20 protein-coding genes are annotated in these 20782 nt (G+C 53.7%); 13 read left to right on the top strand and 7 right to left on the bottom strand.

Features of this window, described 5'->3' with window-relative positions; all coding sequences use genetic code 11:
- Window positions 1–7: 7 nt before the first annotated feature.
- The 5 genes from RBT11_10285 to RBT11_10265 form a co-directional block, all read right to left on the bottom strand.
- Window positions 8–1282, bottom strand: a complete 1275-nt coding sequence (locus tag RBT11_10285) for a radical SAM protein (protein ID MDX9787156.1) — start codon at window positions 1280–1282, stop codon at window positions 8–10.
- Window positions 1283–1294: 12 nt separating this feature from the next.
- Complete coding sequence (locus tag RBT11_10280; GenBank protein ID MDX9787155.1) at window positions 1295–1969, bottom strand: hypothetical protein; 675 nt, start codon at window positions 1967–1969, stop codon at window positions 1295–1297.
- A complete protein-coding gene (locus RBT11_10275; GenBank protein MDX9787154.1) occupies window positions 1966–2589 on the bottom strand; it encodes an outer membrane lipoprotein carrier protein LolA in 624 nt (207 codons plus the stop codon). The genes RBT11_10280 and RBT11_10275 overlap by 4 nt, the downstream gene beginning before the upstream one ends.
- Window positions 2590–2596: 7 nt before the next feature.
- On the bottom strand, window positions 2597–3334 hold the full coding sequence (gene fabG / locus RBT11_10270; GenBank protein ID MDX9787153.1) for a 3-oxoacyl-ACP reductase FabG: 738 nt from the start codon (window positions 3332–3334) through the stop codon (window positions 2597–2599).
- Window positions 3335–3403: 69 nt separating this feature from the next.
- Window positions 3404–3838 carry a hypothetical protein gene (locus tag RBT11_10265; protein MDX9787152.1) on the bottom strand — a complete coding sequence of 145 codons (435 nt, stop codon included), beginning with the start codon at window positions 3836–3838 and terminating at the stop codon, window positions 3404–3406.
- A gap of 333 nt (window positions 3839–4171) precedes the next feature.
- Between RBT11_10265 and RBT11_10260 the strand changes: the two genes are divergently transcribed.
- From RBT11_10260 to RBT11_10230, 7 genes are all read left to right on the top strand, one after another.
- Window positions 4172–4993, top strand: coding sequence for a hypothetical protein (locus RBT11_10260; protein ID MDX9787151.1), 822 nt, complete (start codon window positions 4172–4174; stop codon window positions 4991–4993).
- Between the two features lie 515 nt (window positions 4994–5508).
- The gene (locus RBT11_10255; protein ID MDX9787150.1) at window positions 5509–6834 is read left to right on the top strand and encodes a diguanylate cyclase; all 1326 of its coding nucleotides are present in this window, start codon (window positions 5509–5511) and stop codon (window positions 6832–6834) included.
- Window positions 6831–7418 (top strand): hypothetical protein, encoded by a 588-nt coding sequence (locus tag RBT11_10250; GenBank protein ID MDX9787149.1) that lies wholly within the window; start codon window positions 6831–6833, stop codon window positions 7416–7418. The genes RBT11_10255 and RBT11_10250 overlap by 4 nt, the downstream gene beginning before the upstream one ends.
- 43 nt (window positions 7419–7461) lie before the next feature.
- Window positions 7462–8322, top strand: coding sequence for a peptidoglycan-binding protein (locus RBT11_10245; protein ID MDX9787148.1), 861 nt, complete (start codon window positions 7462–7464; stop codon window positions 8320–8322).
- Window positions 8323–8435: 113 nt separating this feature from the next.
- Window positions 8436–9176, top strand: coding sequence for an SDR family oxidoreductase (locus RBT11_10240; GenBank protein ID MDX9787147.1), 741 nt, complete (start codon window positions 8436–8438; stop codon window positions 9174–9176).
- Between the two features lie 41 nt (window positions 9177–9217).
- Window positions 9218–10138, top strand: coding sequence for a 3-hydroxyacyl-CoA dehydrogenase NAD-binding domain-containing protein (locus RBT11_10235; protein MDX9787146.1), 921 nt, complete (start codon window positions 9218–9220; stop codon window positions 10136–10138).
- Between the two features lie 223 nt (window positions 10139–10361).
- Entirely contained in the window at window positions 10362–11063 is a 702-nt protein-coding gene (locus RBT11_10230) for a hypothetical protein (protein ID MDX9787145.1), read from the top strand.
- Window positions 11064–11103: 40 nt separating this feature from the next.
- Here the strand turns inward: RBT11_10230 and RBT11_10225 are convergent, their stop codons facing one another.
- Both RBT11_10225 and RBT11_10220 read right to left on the bottom strand, forming a co-directional pair.
- Entirely contained in the window at window positions 11104–12687 is a 1584-nt protein-coding gene (locus RBT11_10225) for a DUF3369 domain-containing protein (GenBank protein ID MDX9787144.1), read from the bottom strand.
- 10 nt (window positions 12688–12697) lie between these two features.
- Entirely contained in the window at window positions 12698–14656 is a 1959-nt protein-coding gene (locus tag RBT11_10220) for an ATP-binding protein (protein ID MDX9787143.1), read from the bottom strand.
- Window positions 14657–15245: 589 nt separating this feature from the next.
- Between RBT11_10220 and RBT11_10215 the strand changes: the two genes are divergently transcribed.
- From RBT11_10215 to RBT11_10190, 6 genes are all read left to right on the top strand, one after another.
- The gene (locus RBT11_10215; GenBank protein ID MDX9787142.1) at window positions 15246–15593 is read left to right on the top strand and encodes a phosphopantetheine-binding protein; all 348 of its coding nucleotides are present in this window, start codon (window positions 15246–15248) and stop codon (window positions 15591–15593) included.
- Complete coding sequence (locus RBT11_10210; GenBank protein MDX9787141.1) at window positions 15590–17758, top strand: beta-ketoacyl-[acyl-carrier-protein] synthase family protein; 2169 nt, start codon at window positions 15590–15592, stop codon at window positions 17756–17758. Before RBT11_10215 ends, RBT11_10210 begins: the two co-directional genes overlap by 4 nt.
- A gap of 166 nt (window positions 17759–17924) precedes the next feature.
- Complete coding sequence (locus RBT11_10205; protein ID MDX9787140.1) at window positions 17925–18287, top strand: MaoC/PaaZ C-terminal domain-containing protein; 363 nt, start codon at window positions 17925–17927, stop codon at window positions 18285–18287.
- A 35-nt stretch (window positions 18288–18322) separates the two neighbouring features.
- Window positions 18323–18595: a phosphopantetheine-binding protein gene (locus tag RBT11_10200; GenBank protein MDX9787139.1), complete on the top strand. Its 273-nt coding sequence runs from the start codon at window positions 18323–18325 to the stop codon at window positions 18593–18595.
- A 63-nt stretch (window positions 18596–18658) separates the two neighbouring features.
- Window positions 18659–19771 (top strand): radical SAM protein, encoded by a 1113-nt coding sequence (locus tag RBT11_10195; protein MDX9787138.1) that lies wholly within the window; start codon window positions 18659–18661, stop codon window positions 19769–19771.
- A 4-nt stretch (window positions 19772–19775) separates the two neighbouring features.
- Window positions 19776–20774: a radical SAM protein gene (locus RBT11_10190; GenBank protein ID MDX9787137.1), complete on the top strand. Its 999-nt coding sequence runs from the start codon at window positions 19776–19778 to the stop codon at window positions 20772–20774.
- The last annotated feature ends 8 nt before the right edge of the window (window positions 20775–20782 follow it).

Genomic DNA, 20782 nt, shown 5'->3' with positions numbered 1-20782 from the left:
TTGTCCCTTAGCGTTTAGTCTCCTGATAATCGCGGCCGAAAGCACGGCGGCGCAGATCCCGGCGGCGGGGACGGAAGGTGTTGTCGGCCATTTCCTTAAACACCACGCGCTGAAAGAGTTTGGACATTTTGATTTCCTGGGATTCATTCTGGTAAAACGTGTCCCAGGCGAAATCCAGCAACTCCTGAAGCCGTTCGGGGGGCATGTGCTGCGGCTGAAATACCACCTTATCGGCCGAATAGTCGTCCCAGTCATGGGAGAGAATGCGGTTTTGCTTTTTTAACGCCTCGTAAGCCTTGGTGTGCGGAAACGGGGTCAGCACCGTAAACTCGGCCAGATCCAGCTCAATCTCCAGTAAAAAATCCACCAGCCGCTGAATTTCATCTTCCGTGTGGTGATCCAAACCCAGTAAAATCGTGCCTTCCACGCCGATGCCGTGATCATGGTAGCGCCGAATGCGTTCTCGAATATAGTCGGACGTATCGAACACGGCCTGATAGACATACCAGGCGCCTGCTTGCGCCGCGAGATCCAGAACCTTTGGCGTATCTTCAATGGGATGGGCGCACCAATTTTTTTTCAGCGGAATCATTTGACGGAAGAGTTCCATTTCCCACTCGGTGTCCTGCGCCAGGGAGTTATCCACCAGAAACAGCCGATGGTTATCAATCCCGGCCATTTCCGCAATGGCCGTTTCCACGGGCCGCGGCCGGAATTGTTTCCCCCCCAGATAGGCCACGGCGCAAGGATAGCAGTGATAGCGGCACCCGCGCGACGCGTGCACGAGGTCGACCATCTGAACGCCCTTGTAATTATAAAGTTCTTTTTTAAGGATATCGCGCCGGGCAGGCCCCACGGATTCGATCGGGGGCCGGTCATTCAGATAATCATAAACTTTTTGAAGGCGGTTTTGCCGAAGATCTTGCAGCACCTGTTCCATGCGGCCTTCGGCTTCTCCCAGAAAGATCGCATCGGCGTGGCCCATGGTTTCTTCCGCATGCAGCATGGTCGCGATGCCGCCGAAAATCACAGGGACGCCCATTTGCCGATAGGTGTCAGCGACTTGCCAGCCGCGCTTGACCTGCACGCTGAGCATCATGGAAATTCCCACCACATCTGCGGGGTCGTCAAAATCAATGGATTCCAGATTCTCATCGGTGAACATCACCTCGACGTCCGTGGGCAGGCAGGCGGCAAAAACCACCGGCCCGTGCGGCGGAAGATGAAATTCGGTCTGGTGTCTGAGTTTGGTCCATCGGGGGTATATCAGCTTGAATCTCATGGGGAAATTTACCTATTTGCTTCTATGGTTTAATTGCTGCGCCTCGACCAGGGTCATATTCAACCGATAACCGGCCAGACCGTGGGCCTGTAGTGCGATGCATGGTGCAACTCCTTCAGCGGCACCGGGCTCGGTTGGCGCAAAGGTGACGGTGCGGGTCAGGCGCTTTTTTGCATCATAACGACAGATTTGCCGGCGCCCGGAAGGCAGCGTGATGATGTCTTCAGTTCCCTTATCCGTTGTCGCGTATCGCCGGACATAAGCCCCGTCCGCAAAGCGGCCGGTGTTTTGCAACGATCCTTCCGGGGCAAAAAAGATGAGCAGAATATCGCCCATCAACCCCTCGGCGAACCCGCGGGCGGACATGGATCCGACCGCCCGCCGGACCCATATTTGCCGGTCGTAATCCGCCTCAAAGAGCACGAGTCCTTCCAGGGTCATCAGCACGCAGTGGACCGTGCGTCGGGCAGTGCAAATTCGGCTCACGCCGATCATGGTCTGCTTTTGGCCGTTCGGCGGAACGGCCTCGATGGCATGCACCAATTGCCAGCGCCCCTGAGGGAAAAGCGGACTGCTCTCCGGCGTGGGCCGGGTGTCTCCCCGGTCCGTAAAATTTGCCATGGGCGGCAGACGCGCACATCCGAGCAGCAACCCCAACAGCAGTAAGACAACACATTTTGGCTTCATGGAGTTTTATTGAACAGGTCGGCCGCGATGGCCCGGTTGAGAATCGTTCGGCTGAAAATCAGCTCCGTGAAGGAATCCGCGCTTTCATAGATTAGCACGCTGTAAATGACACCCGGTTCCGGAGAAAGATTTAATTCAATCCGCTGAATGATTTCGGCCATGGCCGCTTCACGGGGCGTTAAAATGATTTTCAGATCGGACGCCGAAGCGGCCGCGAACATCAGGCTTTTGTCAAAACCGCCCTTAAGCCATTGGCCGATTTCTTCCATGACCACTTGCATGGCCTGCATGCCGGCGCCGTTTTCTTCCCTGAACCCGGATGCCTCGGCCACAAAGCGTTTGACCCGGCCGTCATGCAATAGAAGAATGCTGCGAATCGGCGATCGATATTCCCAGCGCAACGAGCGCGGCGCCTGAAAATAAAACAGGCCGGTAGACGTCAGGGGCTTTTCCAAAATCGGTAAGTGCTTTTTCTGAACAAATTCGGCTTGAACCGAGTTCACCGAACCGGCGGCGGCCTGAATGGCTTCCAGGGAAGCCGCCCAAGCGGCCAAAGGCAGGGCCAGCAGCGGCAACAGATAAGCGATAACATGCAGGACAAAAGGGTATTGAGGCTTCATAGGGTGGCTAAAACATCCCCCCGTTCACGCTGAGTACCTGGCCGGTTACGTAAGCAGCATCGTCCGAGCACAGGAAACGGACGACCTTGGCGACCTCTTGCGCGGTTCCCGGGCGGGCCATCGGGATCATGGATTTGATTTTCAGCACCGGCGCATCCTTGATCATTTCGGTTTGAATCAGGCCCGGCGCCACCACGTTGACCCGAATCCCGAGGCGGGCGACTTCGGAAGCCACCGACCGGCTGGCGCCGATCAGACCGGCTTTGGCGGCGGCATAATTGGCCTGGCCGCGGTTGCCCATTAGGCCGGCCACCGATGCAATGGAGACCACTGCCCCTTTTTTGGCCACCACCATTTTCTCAAGCACAGGCCGCGTGACATTATAAAAGCCTTGCAGGGTTACCTCGATGACCGAACGCCATTTGTCTGGTGTCATCATGATGAAAAGCTCATCGGCAATCCGACCGGCATTGTTGATCAGGGCATCCACGCTGGCATATTGACTGAAAATGGTTTGCAGGGCCGTTTCCGTTTGCGCCGCATCGGTTACATCGAATCCCAGGCACATGCCGTCGCTGCCCTGCTGCCTGATTTTTTTTAACGTCTCTTCAGCGCCCGTTTTGTCGGACAGATAATTAACAATGGTAAAGTAACCGCTGCTTGCCATCTCCACGCAAATGGCGCTGCCGATTCCCTTGCTGCCGCCGGTGACCAGTGCCACCGGACGTGTGTTCTTTTCATGCATTATGAATTGCGCTCCTGATTCCAATGGTTTTATTTCCAGCCCGTTTGCTGAGGGATAAATTCAGGGTCGTCATGAATTTTCTATGCCGGCCTGCATGATCTGAAGGGTTACATCCGCGGCCGTATGGCCGTGAATGGTGGCGACGCCCCGGATTTCGCGATAGCCGTCGTATTCAAACTGATTTTGCGCCTCTGTGATGATTTCGGTTCCCAGGGGAATGCGGTCCACGAAAAAACGCGAGATCTTGATGCCCACCATCCATCCGCGATGATCGGCATTCGGCCCCTGCTTCCGGTGCAGCCGCCAACTATTATATACGCCCGCGGTTTGTGCCGCCACTTCAATGAGTACCAGGGGATTGGCCCCCCCGTTGTTCACCAGGGGCCATTGATCCGTAACCAATGCCCGGGTGATGGCTTTTGTCATGTTCACGGTAATAATTTGGCGGATCAACAGCATGCGGCCGCGATGAACCAGCAGATCTTCAATTCCGGCAGAATCCATACCCTCCCTTTCCCACCGAGAAATATATTGAGAATAGGCCCTGTGAGCGGATAACCACAAATGCTTCAGAACAGGCGCATGCTACTATAATTGTTTGATACTGTAAACGGTGAAGCCGTTGAATGTTAAGTCCCTATTGATCGCTGCGGCGGGCGGATAAGCTGTGATCCCTTATTCGTCCTTGATTTTCGCTTGTGGCCCGTCTATAACCAACTGAAAGTGATTTAAAAAACGGTAAAAAAGCACTTGGCCGCACCCGTTGGCAATGCCTTGTACGGTGATGTTCCGAAAGACGCCAACAGAGCAGAAGAACGACACAAAGGAGAAATCTACATGTTGACACCGCCCTATGACCACCCTTGTAATCTCGTCATGCAGGATATCATGAACTACGTCAGCTACGGCCTGACCCTTGTTCTCTTATTGGTAACCTTACGCATGGGTAAGAAGGAGCGAACGCCCTTTTATACGCTGTTGCTTCTTGCCGTCTTTGTCGGTGCCGTTGCCGAGCCGATTTATGATGAGGGCATGATGCTGCTTTTCTATGTGCCCGGTATCATATCTCATTTTACGGCCTTCAATATTCCCCAGCCACTCTGGACGCATAGCGGTTATGCCATACTTTATGCCTTTCCCGCCATAATGATCTGTAACCGGATTTATAAGGGAACCCTAACGCTCCCTGTGCTGTTCGCCTTTGCGGGCCTCGAAATGGCGATGTCCTGTACCTTCGAAATACTTGGCATCAATTTCGGTACCTATTCCTACTGGGGTCCTCACGTATTCCGCATTATCAAATACCCACTGGTAGTTGGTATCCTTGAAACGGCCCAGACGATCTGTTTCAGCATCGCTGCGGCGAATCTGCGCTATCGTGCAAGCAGCAACCTGCACCTTTTGGGATTGTTCGTGCTGTTCCCCCTCACGATGATCGGTGTTAACCTGGGTGTTGGCATGACGACGGTTGTCGCGCTCCATTGGGAGAATACCACGCCGTTGATCGTCACCATCGGCACGGTGATCAGCATTATCTTCGCACTGGTGGCGATCCGCGGTGCCGCTTCGGTAATACCGCCCGCCGGCAGCGCGAAGGCCGGCTTCGGGGCTCTTTTCCCCGGCTCCCAAAGCGCTGTGCCCGGCTTCTATGAAAATTGAAAAATCCGGCGTGATGTTATGTTAACGTCAACACCGGAAGACAATTCAAGTTTATTGACGGTTTGATTTCCGAGAGGATGGATTTCCATACAATCTTTATTTATCCCCTTAAAATGAATGGTTAAGCCGAAATAACAGCGCCTTTTGGAGTGGTTATAAAACAATAACCAATTGTTGCGTCGGAATGCCCCGATCTGTCACATCCTGCCCTTCGTCGTTACATCTGATGGGGTGTATACTATTGTTCAAATTCGAGAACCAATTCCAAGTATCTCCCTATCAGGCTGTTAAGTCAGAAACTGAAAAAAGAAGTGAAATCGGAATGTTGCCTGGATAATGAAGTTTTTTTCGTGCGTGGCGCATTTCTTGCTTTGTTTTATTCTATTGATTTAATATGGTTCGGACACCATAACAGCCGAGCGCAACGATGTTTCGGCTTTATTTGTCCGGGGTTAAGCGGCGCACGTTGCCCGGTAGATGCGGCAAACAATTAAAGGAGGGGCTGTTCCGGACGAATGAATATCGCCAAAAAGATAATGCTTGGGTATGGGGTGCTCCTTCTTGTCGTCTTCATGCATATAGCCTATTCGCTATCGAGTTTAAAAGAGATGGACCGGATCAACGCGTCCATCACAAAGGTGAACACGCCGACGATAGAGAGCGCGGAACGATTGGCGGAAAACCTGCTCGGGCAGGATCTTTACGCGCGGAGACTCTGTATTCTCAAAGACAGTGACAGCTTCAAGCTCCTGCAACTGAAAATAACCGAATTTGACCAATTGATCGAGCAAATCAGATCCATCGAAAGTTCTCTTGCCTTGGTTACGGAATTGACGGCAAAGGGGGCTGCCTTTCGCGAGGAGTTTGCCGGGTTATATGGGTCGATAGAGTCCGCATGTGCGCTATCCAATGAACAACGGATCGGGGTTGAGCAGAACCTTCGGCAAGTGGTGGATCTTGCCGGTCGCGTTGCTGCAGAGGCCCGTCATGATCAAAAAATGAAGACCGAGCTGAGCACCCGGATAGGGCTCAGAGCCTTCCGCGAGTTGTTGCTGGTTGGCACCGGGGCGGTATTGTTGGCCGTGGGAATTACATTGCTTTTTGCTCGGTATATCACACGGTCGGTCGCGCATCTAAAACTGGCGACAAGACTGGTTGCTGAAAGCAAATTCAAGGAGGTACCATCCTTAGAGACCAACGACGAATTCGGTGAAGTGTCTCGCAGCATTGCCGACATGGCAAAGAAGATCGAGCGTCTTGAGAAGATCCATATCACGAGCAACCCTCTCAGTTTGCTTCCGGGCGGGCTCGCGATCGATGATAATATCGGCAAAAGGCTTGCTTCGGGACGCCCAACCGCTGTCTGCATTATCGATCTTGACAACTTCAAAGTATTTAACGACAAATACGGGTATGCCAAAGGGAACGAGGCCATACAGGCTGCGGCGGCTATCATTTCGGCTGCGGTAAGGGAAAAGGGGGCAGGAGACGATTTCGTCGGGCACATCGGCGGTGATGATTTTATAGTGGTGACCGATCCGGAACGATATGAGGCCGTTTGTAAAACGATAATTCAACGCTTTGATGAGCAAATTCCAATGTTTTATGATCCTGCGGACCGACTTAAGGGGGCGATTGTCGGCAAGAACAGACAGGGTGTCGAGGTGGTTTTTCCGCTGATGACGATTTCGATCGCAGTGGCGACGGACCAGGAAGGGGCCATCCGCAATCCGCAAGTCCTCAGCAGGCGGGCGGCGGAATTGAAGGAATATGCCAAGTCCATGGCCGGCAGTGTGTATGTGGTCGATCAACGTCAGTACAACGCCGGGGAAGAGGCATGACGAATTCAACTTCAGCCCGGTCACTTAACCTTTGCCGGCATGCGATGGCGGCCTTGATGGTGATGATGGTCCTTTGCGGCTGCGCGATGAGAAAGCCTGTTGCGCCGGATTTTTTTGCGAAGGAAGAAAAACGTCTGTCCACATTGATAGATAATACAAAAGAGGCCAATGCCTTGTCTGAAGGACATGCCGACAGGGCCAGACTGCGGATAAGGACGGACAATCCGCACCCTGATTACAGCGGTGCCCTGAAGGACTTTACGGCTTCGCTCGATCTGAACCCGAAGCGAAGGGACGGCGGAGATATTCGGGCCTGGATTGCCGTGTTGCACAAGCTTGTCGACATCGAACAGCGTTCAATTCTTCTCAAGTCGCAGCACAAAGACGCGTTAAGCAAACTTGCCGATATTCAGCAGCGGGTAACCCTTCTCAAGTTGAAATACAAAAAGGCTCAGCGATATAACCTCTCTTTGAAGAATAAAATAGAGCACCTCGAAAAACAGGAGCAGAAACTGAGAGAATCAATAGAAGCGCTCCAATTCCTGGAGCTTCAGATGGAACAACGCCGGCAGCAATTAAGATAGCCCGATAGGGAAGCTTGAACGACAATGGTAAGGAGAAGTCGACATGTCAAATCCAAATTTGCGTCGAGGGGATAAAGGCGAAGATGTATTTCGTCTTCAGTCCCGCCTGAATCGTATAGGCGCCATGCTGTATACAGACGGAGATTTCGGGTATGCTACAGATATAGGCGTTAGATATGCCCAAGATTTCGCTAATCAGCCCGTTACGGGGATTGCTGATTCTTTACTTCGGGATTGGCTGCAATCCAGACCGGAGCCATTTCCGAAGTTGGATACCAACGGGGTCGCGTTTATTGCGCTCGAGGAAACAGGCGGTCTCGATTATTACCAAAAAAATACACAATGGCCGCACTTTCCCGGTGAAGCAAGCGGTGTTACCATAGGCGTTGGATATGATCTGAGATGGAACACGGAAGCGGATTTTCTGGCAACGTGGGGCAACCTTTTGCCGGATAAGGTGATTCATGAATTGATAACAGATATCGGAAAGCGAGGAACGAAAGCGCGTGCGAGAGAGCTTCGGCGGATCGGTATCGCGGTTCCTTTTAAGTTTGCGTGGTCCGTTTTTGTTGAAAAGACACTCCCCCGTTTCTACGCAGATTCAAAAGCAATTTACCCCTCACTGGATCACCTTCCCGGATTGTGCCGCGCGGTCTTGGTTAGTATCGTTTTTAACCGGGGTAATGACTTACGGGGGGATAAACGCAAAGAAATGAGAGCGATTCAAATGATCCTGAACCGGGCTGACCAAGCCGGGCTTAATCAATCTCAGCATAAGTTGATACTTGCCGAAGTCGAGGAGCAAATTGTATCAATGAAGCGATTGTGGGCGGCAAGTTCCGGCGTTTTCAAACGCCGTCAAGCCGAGGCGAACCTATGGCGCTCCGGCTTAGCGCGTTGGTAAGAAAAGAGGGGAGGCCGCTGGCTGCCAAGCCGTCCAGCTGCCCAGCTTTCGGCTTTGCCGGGTTAGCTACCTATTAAGAAGACTTTCGTGGTATTGCAAAACAGGGGATGCGAATGAGCAGGGTGTTGAAAGGAAAAACCGTTGTTATTGCCGGTGGCAGCAGCGGCATGGGAAAAGCGATTGCCCGAGAGGTGCTGCGCCTTGGGGCCAGGACCTATATCGTCGGGCGAAGCCGAATAAAACTTGATCGGGCCGTCGAGCTATTGGGCGGGAAACAGGCGGCGTTAATTGCGGTGCCCATGGACATGATGAATGATGATGAAGTGACTTCTTTTTTTCAGGGATTTCCTGATAAAGGGCTTGACCATTTGGTGATCACGGCATCAGAAGCTGTTTTGGGGTCTTTCAGAAAGGTTTCTATCAAGGAGGTGCGGGCCACCTTCGAATCAAAATACTTAGGACCCTATCGCTTGACCCGGGCGGCGTTGGATAAAATGGCAACAGGCGGATCAATTACCTTTTTTTCCGGCGGGTCAGGCAAACGGCCGGGAACCGGGGCGAGTGCCCTGGCTTCCGTTAATGCGGCGGTGGAAAGCCTTGCCCGCGCATTGGCGGTGGAACTCGGGCCGGACATTCGCGTCAACTGTTGTTCCCCCGGCGTTGTGAAGACCGAAATATATGACTTTATTCCGGAAGCCTCGCGGGAAAAGATGTATCAAAACGCAGCGGAACGGCTTCCGGTAAAACGGGTCGGGACTCCGGAGGAAATCGCCCGGGCGGTCCTTTTTTTAATGACCAGCGGGTTTACCACCGGCACCACCCTTCACGTAGACGGCGGGTATGTGGTTTCATGATCGTTCGAATTTAAAAAAAAAGTGATTGGGAAAGGATACCAATGAGCGTTTGGTTAACAGTCGAGGATGTCAAAAAGATAGCCGTCATCGGCGCGGGCATCATGGGCCATGGGATTGCGATGAGCTGTGCGATGGCCGGCTACGATACGGTGATGGCGGGAAGGGATGAAGGCCGATTGCAGAACGCGATGGCCAAAATCAAGGAGGGGCCCTTTGGACTTGAAAAGTCGGTTGCCAAAGGCAAAATGAGCCGGGAAGCAGCCGATGACATTTTAGGCAGAATTCATCCGACGACCGATCTGAAAGAAGCGGGTAGGGAGGCCGACCTTATCATTGAGGCCATTAGCGAGAATCTTGAACTGAAAAGAAGCGTTTTCAGGCAACTCGACAGCATTTGTCCTGAAAAAACGGTGCTTACCTCCAGCACATCCACCATCATGATTGCTGATCTGGCATTGGTTACCAACAGACCCGATCGGTTCGCCGGCATGCACTGGTTTAACCCCGCACAGATGATGCCATTGATTGAGCTGGTACGCGGAGAGCAAACCTCAAATGAAACGTTCGACTTCCTTTTTGCACTCAGTGAAAAAATGGGCAAGAAACCGGTGACGGTCAATGACGGCCCCGGATTTTTCACTAGCCGATTTATGACCGCTTTTTTGAATGAAGCTGCTCGACTGCTTGAGGCAGGGGTCGCCGGGGTCAAGGAAATCGATACCATGTGCAAGTTGGGGTTCAGTTTCCCAATGGGTCCCTTTGAACTGATGGATGTCATCGGTCTGGACACCATGCTGCAGTCCTCTGTTTATATCTATGGCAAAACCGCTGATGAGAAATTCAAGACGCCGGAGGTGTTGAAAAAAATGGTTGCCGACGGGTTTTTCGGGGATCGAAGAATAAAGAAAGGAAGCCGGGGCGGCTGGTATGATGCTTACGGAATTGAAAAAGAAGGGCCATAATCATGGTTTCGGCCGCGCCAGGGAATTTTTTTCCAGACCGGCAGGAACTCGCTGTCGCTCAAACAGCTTGCCGCTCTTCCAAAAACACCCTGGCGCGGCCTCCCTGCGGTGGGAAATTGGCTGAAACGATGATCAAGGCCGAAAGAAGCTTAAACGGGCTATTTGGCCGGCTACCCATTGGAATCTGATCGAAACAAACGCTAATCACGATGAGGCGGAAAAAATGAACGAAAGCGCAAGCATTGGTACACAGAAGTTTGGTCTTTGGTGTTCGTGGATTTTCAGCCTGTTGACGGTGATCGGATGGCTCGGCCTTGCACATTTCTATCAGCCGGCGCCTGCGGACCTCGGTTTCGAGGCAACGAAGATATGGTTTACACAGACCCATCGCTGGGGGGTCATACTTGGTTGCTCGATATTTTATATTGCCTGCGCGTTCCTGGTTCCCGCGTCGATACAATTTGGAATCATGCTGGCCAAAATCGAGGGGAAATGGCCGTTGTGGTCGATTACCACGGCTATCAGCGGGCTCTTCATCTCATTGATCGTTTTCTTCAACGCTTGCGCATGGATCGTTTGCGCCTATCGTCCCGAGTTCGGCGCCGATGTTGTGCAGGCGTTCAGTGACTGGGCGTGGATGGCATTTTTGCTGGGGTGGGCCTACCTTGCCTTGGAGATGCTTGCGACAGGGATCGTGGAATTGCAGGATAAGCGCGAAAAACCGATGATTCCCCGTTGGCTTACCTGGGCAACCTTCGCAGGTTCCTTTATGCTCCTCGGCGCCGGCGGCCCCGCCTTTTTCCAGAGCGGCGCTTTTGCGTATCACGGTCTTCTGGGCTTCTATGTGCCGATGGCGATTTGGGGCATTTATTTAAACCTCACCGCATGGTACATGTACAAGGAACTTGATCGCGAAGCGGCTTAAAGAGGGGGCGTATTGACCTGTTGTCTTGTGTCGCCTTTTCTCAGGGAAACTGCACACCGACGGCGTTGTACCGAGACCAAATTGCCTTGAACGCCTCCTGGTTTTCCAGAAGAATATCCACCAGCTTCGGATCGAAATGTTTACCGCGCTCTTCCTTGAAATGCTTAAAGACCGCTTCCCAGGTCCAGGCTTCATGGTAGACGCGTTTGTTGGACAGGGCATCAAAGACATCGGCGACGCCGATGATCCGGCCATGAATGTGAATCTCCTCGCCCTTGAGCCCCTGCGGGTACCCCAAACCGTCCCAACGTTCATGATGCAGCAGAACGATACGGGCCGCTGCCTGAATGATCGGGCTGGACGAACTCATAAGCAAATCATGGCCGCGGTAGACGTGGGTTTTGATGGTGTCATATTCTTCCGGAGTCAGCGCTCCCGGTTTATTGAGAATGGAATCCGGAATACCGATTTTGCCCAGATCATGGGTGGTGGAGGCGAGCTTGAGCATTTCCGCCTCCTCTTCGCTGAGGCCGTATTCAAGGGCCAAAAGTTTGGCATATTCCGCCACCCGGCGGACATGGCTGCCGGTTTCGGCGGACCGGCATTCCATGGTTTCAGCGATATGAAAAATGATTTCCTTCTGGGTATCCTCAATCCCCTTGTTGAGAAAGAGATTATCAAAGGCTAGGGAAACATTGGTGAAGAAAAGCGCCAGCAGGTCATGGTCGTTTTCATCGAGCGCCTTGGCCATTTCGAAATAGAGAAAATTCTCCGAGCCGGTCTGACTCTTGAAATACCAGGCACATTTTCCGTCTTCGCAATAAAAGCCACGGGGCTGAGTCTGGGCCAAATTCAGGGCAGTATGCATTAAGGAGGCATCCACTTCGCTGATCGGGCGATCGATATACTCGCTGAACTCGCCCGTGGCCGCCAGCACCATTGATTGCCCCTTGATGCCGGAAGCGGTCAGGCCCGAGGCATGGGTGTACATGGCGTCATCTCTCAACTGCAAAATGGCGGCAAGCTGATCCAGAACACCGCTGCCCAGTTTCTGAAGCGATTGACGTTCAAAGATATCCGAGGAGGCCTCGATGATCTTTTTAAGCCCTTTGCGGTTATTTTCGATGGTGGTGATAAAGTGATAGCTGCGCAGGGCCGAGATGACGGTGACCAGCATCTTTTCCAGGGTCAGTTCGGTTTTCTCCTTATAGTCGTTGATATCGTATTCGAGAATCACCCGTGCGGCTGGTGCCTTGCCGGGCTGTCCAGTGCGCAGGACGATGCGCACATTCCGGTTCTGCAGTTCTTCCCGAATAAAATGAACCAGTTTGAGACCGCTGTCCTCGGTTTCCATGACCACATCTAGCAGAATCACCGCGATGTCCCGGTGCTGCGCCAGGATTTGCCTGGCTTCCCGGGCGCTGTAAGCATGGAGAAACGCAAATTTTCGTCCCAGGTACTCTGCCCCCTTGATCATAAACGTGGTGACGTTGTGCACGTCCGATTCGTCATCCACAATGAGAATCTTCCACGGTTCGCTGTTTTCAGCACCATAAGAGAGGGCCGTCGGGGATGGCTCCGGCGACTCGTCCTTGAACAAAATTTCATCAGAATCGAGCATCATTTTTTAAACCTTATACGGGCATGACGATATGGAAATGGGTACCCTGCCCTGGCGTACTTTCGCACACGATGGTGCCGCCCAAACTCCGGGTGACAATATTAAATACGATATGCAATCCCAATCCGGTTGACCCCTGACTCCGGGCCGTGGTGAAAAACGGCTCGAAAATCCTGTCCCGGATTTCCGGGGCCAAGCCTTTGCCGTTGTCACTGTAGCGCAGTTCGATGGTATCGCTGGTTCTGATCACCTCGATGCGAATTCGGCCGGCCTGATCCGCTTCAAAGGCATGGGTTAGGGAATTGATAATGAAATTGGTCAGAATCTGGGAAAAAGCCCCCGGATAACTTTCGATCACCAGATGCTCATCACACAGAACCTCGATCCGGTGGCCGGTTTTCTTGAGTTTCGGCCGCAGGCTGAGGAGGACCTCTTCAATGTAATCTTTGACATTGAAGATCCTGCGTGTTCCGGAAACCTGATCAGCGGCGACCATCTTGAAACTGCGGATCAATTCCGAGGCCCGGTCCAGATTGGCGAAGATCATCTCGGTGCCTTCCCGGGAAGCTTCCAGATATTGGACCAGATCGGATCGTTTCATCTCCCCTTGAGAAAACAGCGCAACCAGCGCACGGGTTTTCTCCGCCAAGGTGGATCCGGCGGACAACGCCACACCTACGGGCGTGTTGATCTCGTGGGCGATTCCGGCTACCAGTTCGCCCAAGGCCGCCAGTTTTTCGGAGAGAACCAATTGGCTTTGGGTCTGCTTCAAGTCTTCCAGTGTGTTGTGAAGTTCCCGGTTGGCGCCGGCCAATTGCTCGGTGCGCTGTTCCACCCGCACTTCCAGTTCTTCATTGAGTCGAAGCAACTGCTCCTCGGCCGAACGTCTTTCTTTTTCCTTATGTTCCAGACCTTCCGCCATGCTGTCGAAGGCTGCTGCCAACTGTCCCAGCTCTCCTTGCTCGGGAGCCATACCGGTTCTCGCACTCAACTCACCGGCCTTCAGTCGGCCGGTGGCATCCATCAGCCGATTCAAGCGGCGCATGATGGTGAATTCACTCACGAACCAGGCGGTAATCAAGGCCAGGATCGTTGCCAGGAAGAGGAGGGCGACATTGCGGATTACAACGAATCTGGCTTTACCGAGGGCCTGATCCACCGGTATTCCCAGCCGGATCATCAGATAGGGGAATGCGGCTCCCTGGAAATGCAGCCGCTTGAAGCTGTACAGACGACTGATACCATCCACCCCGGTTTCCAGGAAAATCCCTTCATCGTCATGGCCCGACATGCGTGCCACCATCTGTGGCAGGTCAATGACCCAGGTGTACTTTTCCGGCTCCGGGAAACGGGTCAGGCGCATGCCCTTGGCGTCGGTCAGCGTGAAAACCGAATGCGCCGGCAAACGGGTATCGGAAAATATGTTGCCGAAGTAGCTCAGATCAAAGGCGGCCACCAGGAGGCCCGCAGAATTTCCCGAGATGCCGATGATGGGCTGGGCAAACTGGACAACTACGCGTCGCGGTGTTTTGAGCAAAGTATAGTCACCCACGGTAAACGCTCCGGAGCGCATGGCTTCCTGAAAATAGGTGCTTCCCTCAATGCTCGAGCCGGATGCGTCGGGCGCCGCAACCAGAACCTGGCCATGGGCGTTTGCCAGAGATAAAGAGACATAGGCGGAATTGCGGGCGAGGATATCAGTGAGCAATTCTTTGCATGCCGGCGCATCAAGACTTCGTACTTCAGAGGACTTGGCCAGGGTCATGAGCAGCAGGCGGGCGTTATCCACCACCCGTTGGTGATGGGCGGCCATGGCCTGAACCTGGCTTAGGACGTAGTGTTTTGCATCGTCAACGACTTTGCCGCGAAGTTCGTGTCCTGTATAGAGCATAATCGCCAATGCCGGCAGGACAGCCAGCAAGACAAGGACAATCAAACTCTTACGGATGGAGCGGAAAAGAAAAAGTCGCATTGCACTCCTTAACGCTTGGAAGAAACGAGCCGATTCCCGTTTTTTTACAGAAAAATATTGATAATTGCAATCCTCGTCACCGGAAAGGACACGGTGAATTTGTTCTAACCCCTGTTGGGGCTGAGCTATATGACCCGCGGCAATAACAGTCGAGACGATGGACTGGGCCTACTGCCCCATAGGGGCTGCATAATCCAGCCCAGGGTTGCGGCGTATGCCGCTACCCTGGGAAAGCAAGATGCCAACCCATTTATAAACAACCCCGGAGGGGTTGTGTCAAGGCATTGGGAAGGACAATTTCCATGGGATTGACACAACCCCTTCGGGGTAAGTGGGTAGGGTTCGACCCGATTCCCCAGGGTAGCGGCATATGCCGCAACCCCGGGCTAGTGGACAAAGCCCCTTCGGGGCATGGGAATGAGATCGGAAGCGTACATAATATACTGAATTTTATTATGATTTATATCAGAACAAAATAACCGTGCCGGAAAGGAACCAGCGCCTCCTTTTTCCGCTGAGAAATGAATTGAAAATGGGGCTGAGAGCAGATAAAAGCAAAAGCACCAATGTGGGCACCATGGTACTGTAATTGGCTGATACTGTAAACGGCCGCGCACCCCGATTAAAACGCAATCGGCTGATAGCCGCAACCTGGAATAAAGCTGAACCTATGGAACAATTGCTGGAAGAACTGAAAATCAAACTCATTGACATTATGAACTTGCCGGAGCTGAGCCCCGCCGATATCAAAACCGATGCCCGGTTGGTGGGCGGGGAGCTGGGGGTCGATTCCATCGATGTGCTCGAAATGGTGATCATGATCAAACAGGATTATGGGGTCGTCATTGACAATAAGGAGCTTGGTGCCAAGGTGTTTGCCAGCCTGAAAACCCTGGCCGAATATATCAAGGAGAAGGCCCCGGAGCCATTTAATTGACCGGCGTTCCGATCCATATTTGCGGTATGGGAATTATCAGTGCGCTCGGCAGCGGGCCGGCCTGTCATTTGCGGGCACTTAAATCCGGTCAAAAAGGACTGCGTCCATTAAGCCTGTTTACAGTACCGCCGGATGCCCTGTTTCCGGTGGGCGAAGTCCCCACTATTCATTCATCGGATATTCTGCCGAGAACCCATCAACTGGCCTGTTCGGCGGCGGATCAGGCCATGAGCGGCAGGCGCGAGCCGCCGGATGCGATTGTGCTTGGGGTTACGACTGGGGGCATGCAGATAACCGAAGACCTGCTGGCGAAAAAAGTTCACTCCCCCGAAGCGTTCAGAAATCATGCCGTCAATTCCGTAACCGAAGAACTGGCGCGTCGCTATGGCTGCTGTGGCCCGCTGATAACGATTTCCACCGCCTGCTCATCCGGTGCCGCCGCCATTAAACTGGCGGTTGACATGCTGCGTTGCGGAATGGCCCGGCGGGTTCTGGCCGGCGGGGCGGACGGATTGTGCCGCCTGACCTATTTCGGTTTTCATTCCCTGCAATTGCTCGATCCGGCAGGTTCTCGCCCCCTGGACCTGGAACGCCGCGGCATGAGTATTGCCGATGGCGCGGCCATGCTTTTGTTGAGCACCGAAGCGGTTGATGCCTCCGGTATCTGTATTTTGGGCGGAGGCTTTTCCTGCGATGCGCATCATCCGAGCGCTCCGCATCCTGAAGGACAGGGTGCGTTTGCCGCTATGCGGGCAGCCCTTGCCGATGCCGGGGTTTCACCCGGTGATATCGATTACGTCAATTTGCACGGAACCGGCACCTTTGAAAACGATCGGTCCGAGGCGCTGGCCGTCAACCGGTTGTTTGATCGAAAGCCACCCGCGGTATCGTCCATCAAAGGTAGCGTGGGGCACAGCCTTGCGGCATCCGGGGCTATTGAAGCCGTGGTGACGGCGCTTTGTGCAGAGCATGGGGTTGTTCCGGCCAATGTGGGCGTTAACACGGTGGATTCGGACCTGAATCTGACCCCGGCGATCGAACCGATCGATAGGCCGGTGAATACCGCCTTGTCCAATTCATTTGGCTTTGGCGGCAATAATGCTGCATTGGTGATTGGAAAGGCTCGCCGGAGTGTTTCGCAAAAAACGGAGAAGCCCTTCCGTGCAGTTGCCCCGTTGATGGTCAAGGGGCTATCCTGCTTGAGCGGCGCCGGCTGGACCGAAGAAACTGCATCTGCCATGCTTTCCGGTGAGGCTTGCAGCGGATGTTCGGCAGATGAACGACTGACGGCCGGGTTCCCGTCCCGAGCGATTCGACGGCTCAAGCGCTTGCCCAAAATGGCCCTGGCCCTGGCCCGGGAAGCCATGACGGCATGTCCGGCCGGGTATCGCCCTTCGGCGGTCAGTTTCGGCACCGGTTGGGGCGCTATGACTGAAACGCATCATTTTCTGACGCGTCTGTTTGAAACGGAACTGCAATTTCCATCCCCAGCCGATTTTATCGGCTCGGTGCATAATGCGCCGGCCGGCCAGATCGCCATGATGTATCAAGCCACGGGGGCCAATATTACCGTTTCGGGCGGCGATTGTTCCTTTGAACAGGCCTTGTTGACTGCGGATTTGCAGACCCGAAACGAGAGTCGATCCATTCTATTGGTTGCTGCCGATGAAGCGCATCCGGTCCTATCTCCCCTGTTCGACCTTTCCGTGGGGGGGGCGAACCGTCTTTCAGATGGTGGCGGGGCTTTTTGCCTGGAACGGCCACGGGACATGGCCGGTGTCGCCGGTGTAAGCATGGATCTGGCCTATTACCGGTTGGCTGACGCTTCCGGCAGCGTGGATCACCTGATCGAGCACCTGATCGAGCACTTGGGCGGCGCGGCATGCGTCAATGCAACCTACGGCATGGTGATGGCCGGCGTGCCGGCTGCGCAACGCCCGCGGGCAAACGAACAATTGGCGCAGTTTTTGGCCCGGTGCCGATTCGATGGCCCGGTCGTGGATTATCGTCGGCAGACCGGCGAATTTGCAACCGCTTCGGCAGTGGCGGCCGCGGTTTCGGTTAAACTTCTGGAACAAAACGGCTGGCCGTCGCTGGGGGGCAAGGGCATTTTACTGCTGGGGCTGGGGGCATATTTATCAGCCATCAGATTGCTTAAATCATGAAAGGGGTACGCATATCCGCCAATACCGTGACCGCTTCTTCCCGGCCAATTCGCCGGGTCTTAGGATGTGGCCGGGGCTATGCCGGCCCTTTGAGGGCGAGGTTGATTTTAAAATAAATCCGGCCGGCTCTTGAACTTGTATATGAAATGATTTAAAAAACCGAAATATGTGGTACGAGGTCACCATTCAAAACCCTTCCCCGGAAAGCGATCTGTGCGCCGATGTGCATGTGCCGGTTGCGTCACCCTGGTTTCAGGGACACTTTCCCGGCAATCCCGTCTTGCCCGGAATCGCCCAGCTCGGATTGGTTTTTGATGTCATCAGGCAGGCACTGAAGGCGGATCTTCGGGTCACGCAGGTGAGCCGTGTGCGATTCAAGCAGATGGTCCTGCCGGATGACCGGCTGACCGTGCGGGTTTTACCCAAAGTCGGCCGCAGCGGGCAATATGCTTTTCGCATTCTTAAACAAGAGGAGCTGGTCTGCATCGGGGATATCACGGTGGAACCGTTCAATCGCATAACGGATTAATACGAAAAAACTGTTTAGGAGAGAAAGAACAACCTATGGGAGTGGGAGCGGATTCGGAAAGCATCATTCTTCGCGTGGCGGAAATCATGATCAACGAACTTAAATTGGAGGATGTCACCGCTGAAAGCTTTGACCCGGATATCGAGCTGGTGGATGAGGTCGGCCTGGATAGCATGGACCTTGCGACCGTCGCTCTGGTGTTGCGCGATGAATATTCGGTGCGTATCGATGAGGATGATTATCCGAAACTGACCACGATTCGTTTGATTTCGGAATACTTGCGCCATAAGCTCAGCGTGAGGGCGTAATGGGCGGAATACCGGCTATGCGGAAAAATCACCAGATAAAAACGCGAAACGGGGAACGCACCAGTGGGCGGTGAACATGCGATTCATGGGATCGAAACAGGGGGGAATGAACCAAAACAGTGGAAATTCGCTGAACTGATCAGCGACCCACGGGTTCGGGACCGCTGGGAGAAGGTGCGCCGTTACTTTTTCCTTCGTGAATCGACGTATGATATGACCTCCCGGTGCAATATTCGCTGCGATGGGTGTTATTATTTCGAAGGTGATAAACAGCATGCGGATGAAAATCGGGATCCTGCGGCATGGCGGGCCTTGATGCAGGGGGAAAAGGCGCGCGGCATCACCTTTGTGGTGCTGGCCGGCGCGGAACCGTCGCTGGTTCCGGAGCTGTGCCGGGCCTGCTTTGAGGAAATGCCGCTGGGGGCGGTTGCCACCAACGGGCTTAAGAAAATACCCGAGGATATCGGGTATAAGATTCATATTTCCGTATGGGGCAATGATGAGACCAGTGCCAGGCTTCGAAACGCCAGGGACATGCTCAAACGGCAAATTGAAAATTATCATGCCGACCCCCGGGCGGTCTTTGTTTACACCTTTACCCCGGATAATGTGGATCAAGCCGAAGGGGTGACTCGCCTGCTTGCACTGAACGGTTGCCGCATCACCTTTAACATGTTTTCGGCACCGGTTGGCTACACCGGTGCTTTACGCCATTCGAAGGATTCGCTGCGCCGAACCCGTGAGGTCGTGATTCATCTGCTGAATCGCTATCCGCGGACCGTGCTCTATTCTTATTATAATGCTGTGGCCCACACGCACGGCCATGGGCTTCACGAGTTGTTCGGCTGCTCGTACCCTCGCCGAAATGTGTCCATGGATATGGGGTTGGGGCGTTCTTTCCGCCAGTACCGGACCGATCTCACCTGGGAGCGGCAGGCTGCCTGTTGCGTGCCCGATACCGATTGCGACGACTGCCGCCACTATGCTGCCGGCAGTGCGGTGGTGACTGCGCGATTGTTTCGCCATGCGTGCGACCCGCGGACGTTTCAATCCTGGCTGGATTATGTGGACACCTATTTGGCGGTATGGGTTCGTGACTATAAAAAGGGTGACAATCTGTGCCATGTCCCGGTGCCCCCGCCCGGGTTTGAATTGAAGGAACCGGCTTTGGAGTAACTGCATGAAGACTGTCAGCTCGCTGTTGGATGAGCGCTGGTATGAGCGCTATAAAAAAATTTCCAAGTTGAATATTCGCAGTTCGATTTACGATGTGACCAATCGCTGCAACCTGCGCTGCAAGGGCTGTTTTTTTTTCTCTTCCGATGAGCACAAAGCCGCCGCCGAGCAAAAGGACATCGGCTGCTGGGAGGATTTTATAGACCGCGAAAAGGCGCGGGGCGTGAACCTGGCCATTCTCATCGGCGGGGAGCCCACCTTGTGCCTGGATCGCGTGGAGGCCTTTTATAAAAGACTGCCGAGCTTTTGCGCCACCAATGGGTTGATCAAGGTGCCCCGGAATCGGTTCCCGAATATGATGATCGGCATCTCGGTATGGGGGGACGAAAACGACGAAAAGATCCTGCGCGGCCAGGATGCCTTTTCCATTTCCAGCAAACACTATGCCGGCGACCCTTACACCTATTACCTTTACACCATCACACCGAAACAGATCGGCAGGACCGAGCGCGTCATTCGAAAAATCCGGAATGTCGGCCTAAAGGTTCACCTGCAGTTGCTGTCCAATGACGAGGGTGTGGACGGATTTTCCTGGCAGCCGCATGAGCTTGTGGCGATTCGCGCGGAAATGGATGCCATGCTCGATGCCTATCCCGACACCGTGATCTCATCAAAATACTACCATGAAATCATTACCACGGGCCGCATGCTGGGCAGGTCTTTCGGATGGATGGAATGTCCCTCGGTGACCGCCCCGCTGGACCGCCGGAATCCTCAGCCCAAGCGGTTGACCAATTTTATCCGCTGGGCATCGGACTTAAAGACCATGCACCGTTGCTGCACATCTGAAACCAGAGACTGCGTCACCTGCAAAGACGGTGCGGCCCACATGAGCTGGGTCATGGTCCATAAGCGCGATCACATGCGCTCGACAAAGGATTTGCAGAACTGGATCGAAATTTACGAAATGTTTGCCAAGCTTTACCAGTTCCTGCCATGGTAAAAAGACGT

The organism is Desulfobacterales bacterium, from assembly GCA_034003325.1.
GTDB lineage: Bacteria > Desulfobacterota > Desulfobacteria > Desulfobacterales > JAFDDL01 > JAVEYW01.
Note: the sequence above shows the minus strand (reverse complement) of the source record. Positions and strands in the feature narration are given on the sequence as shown.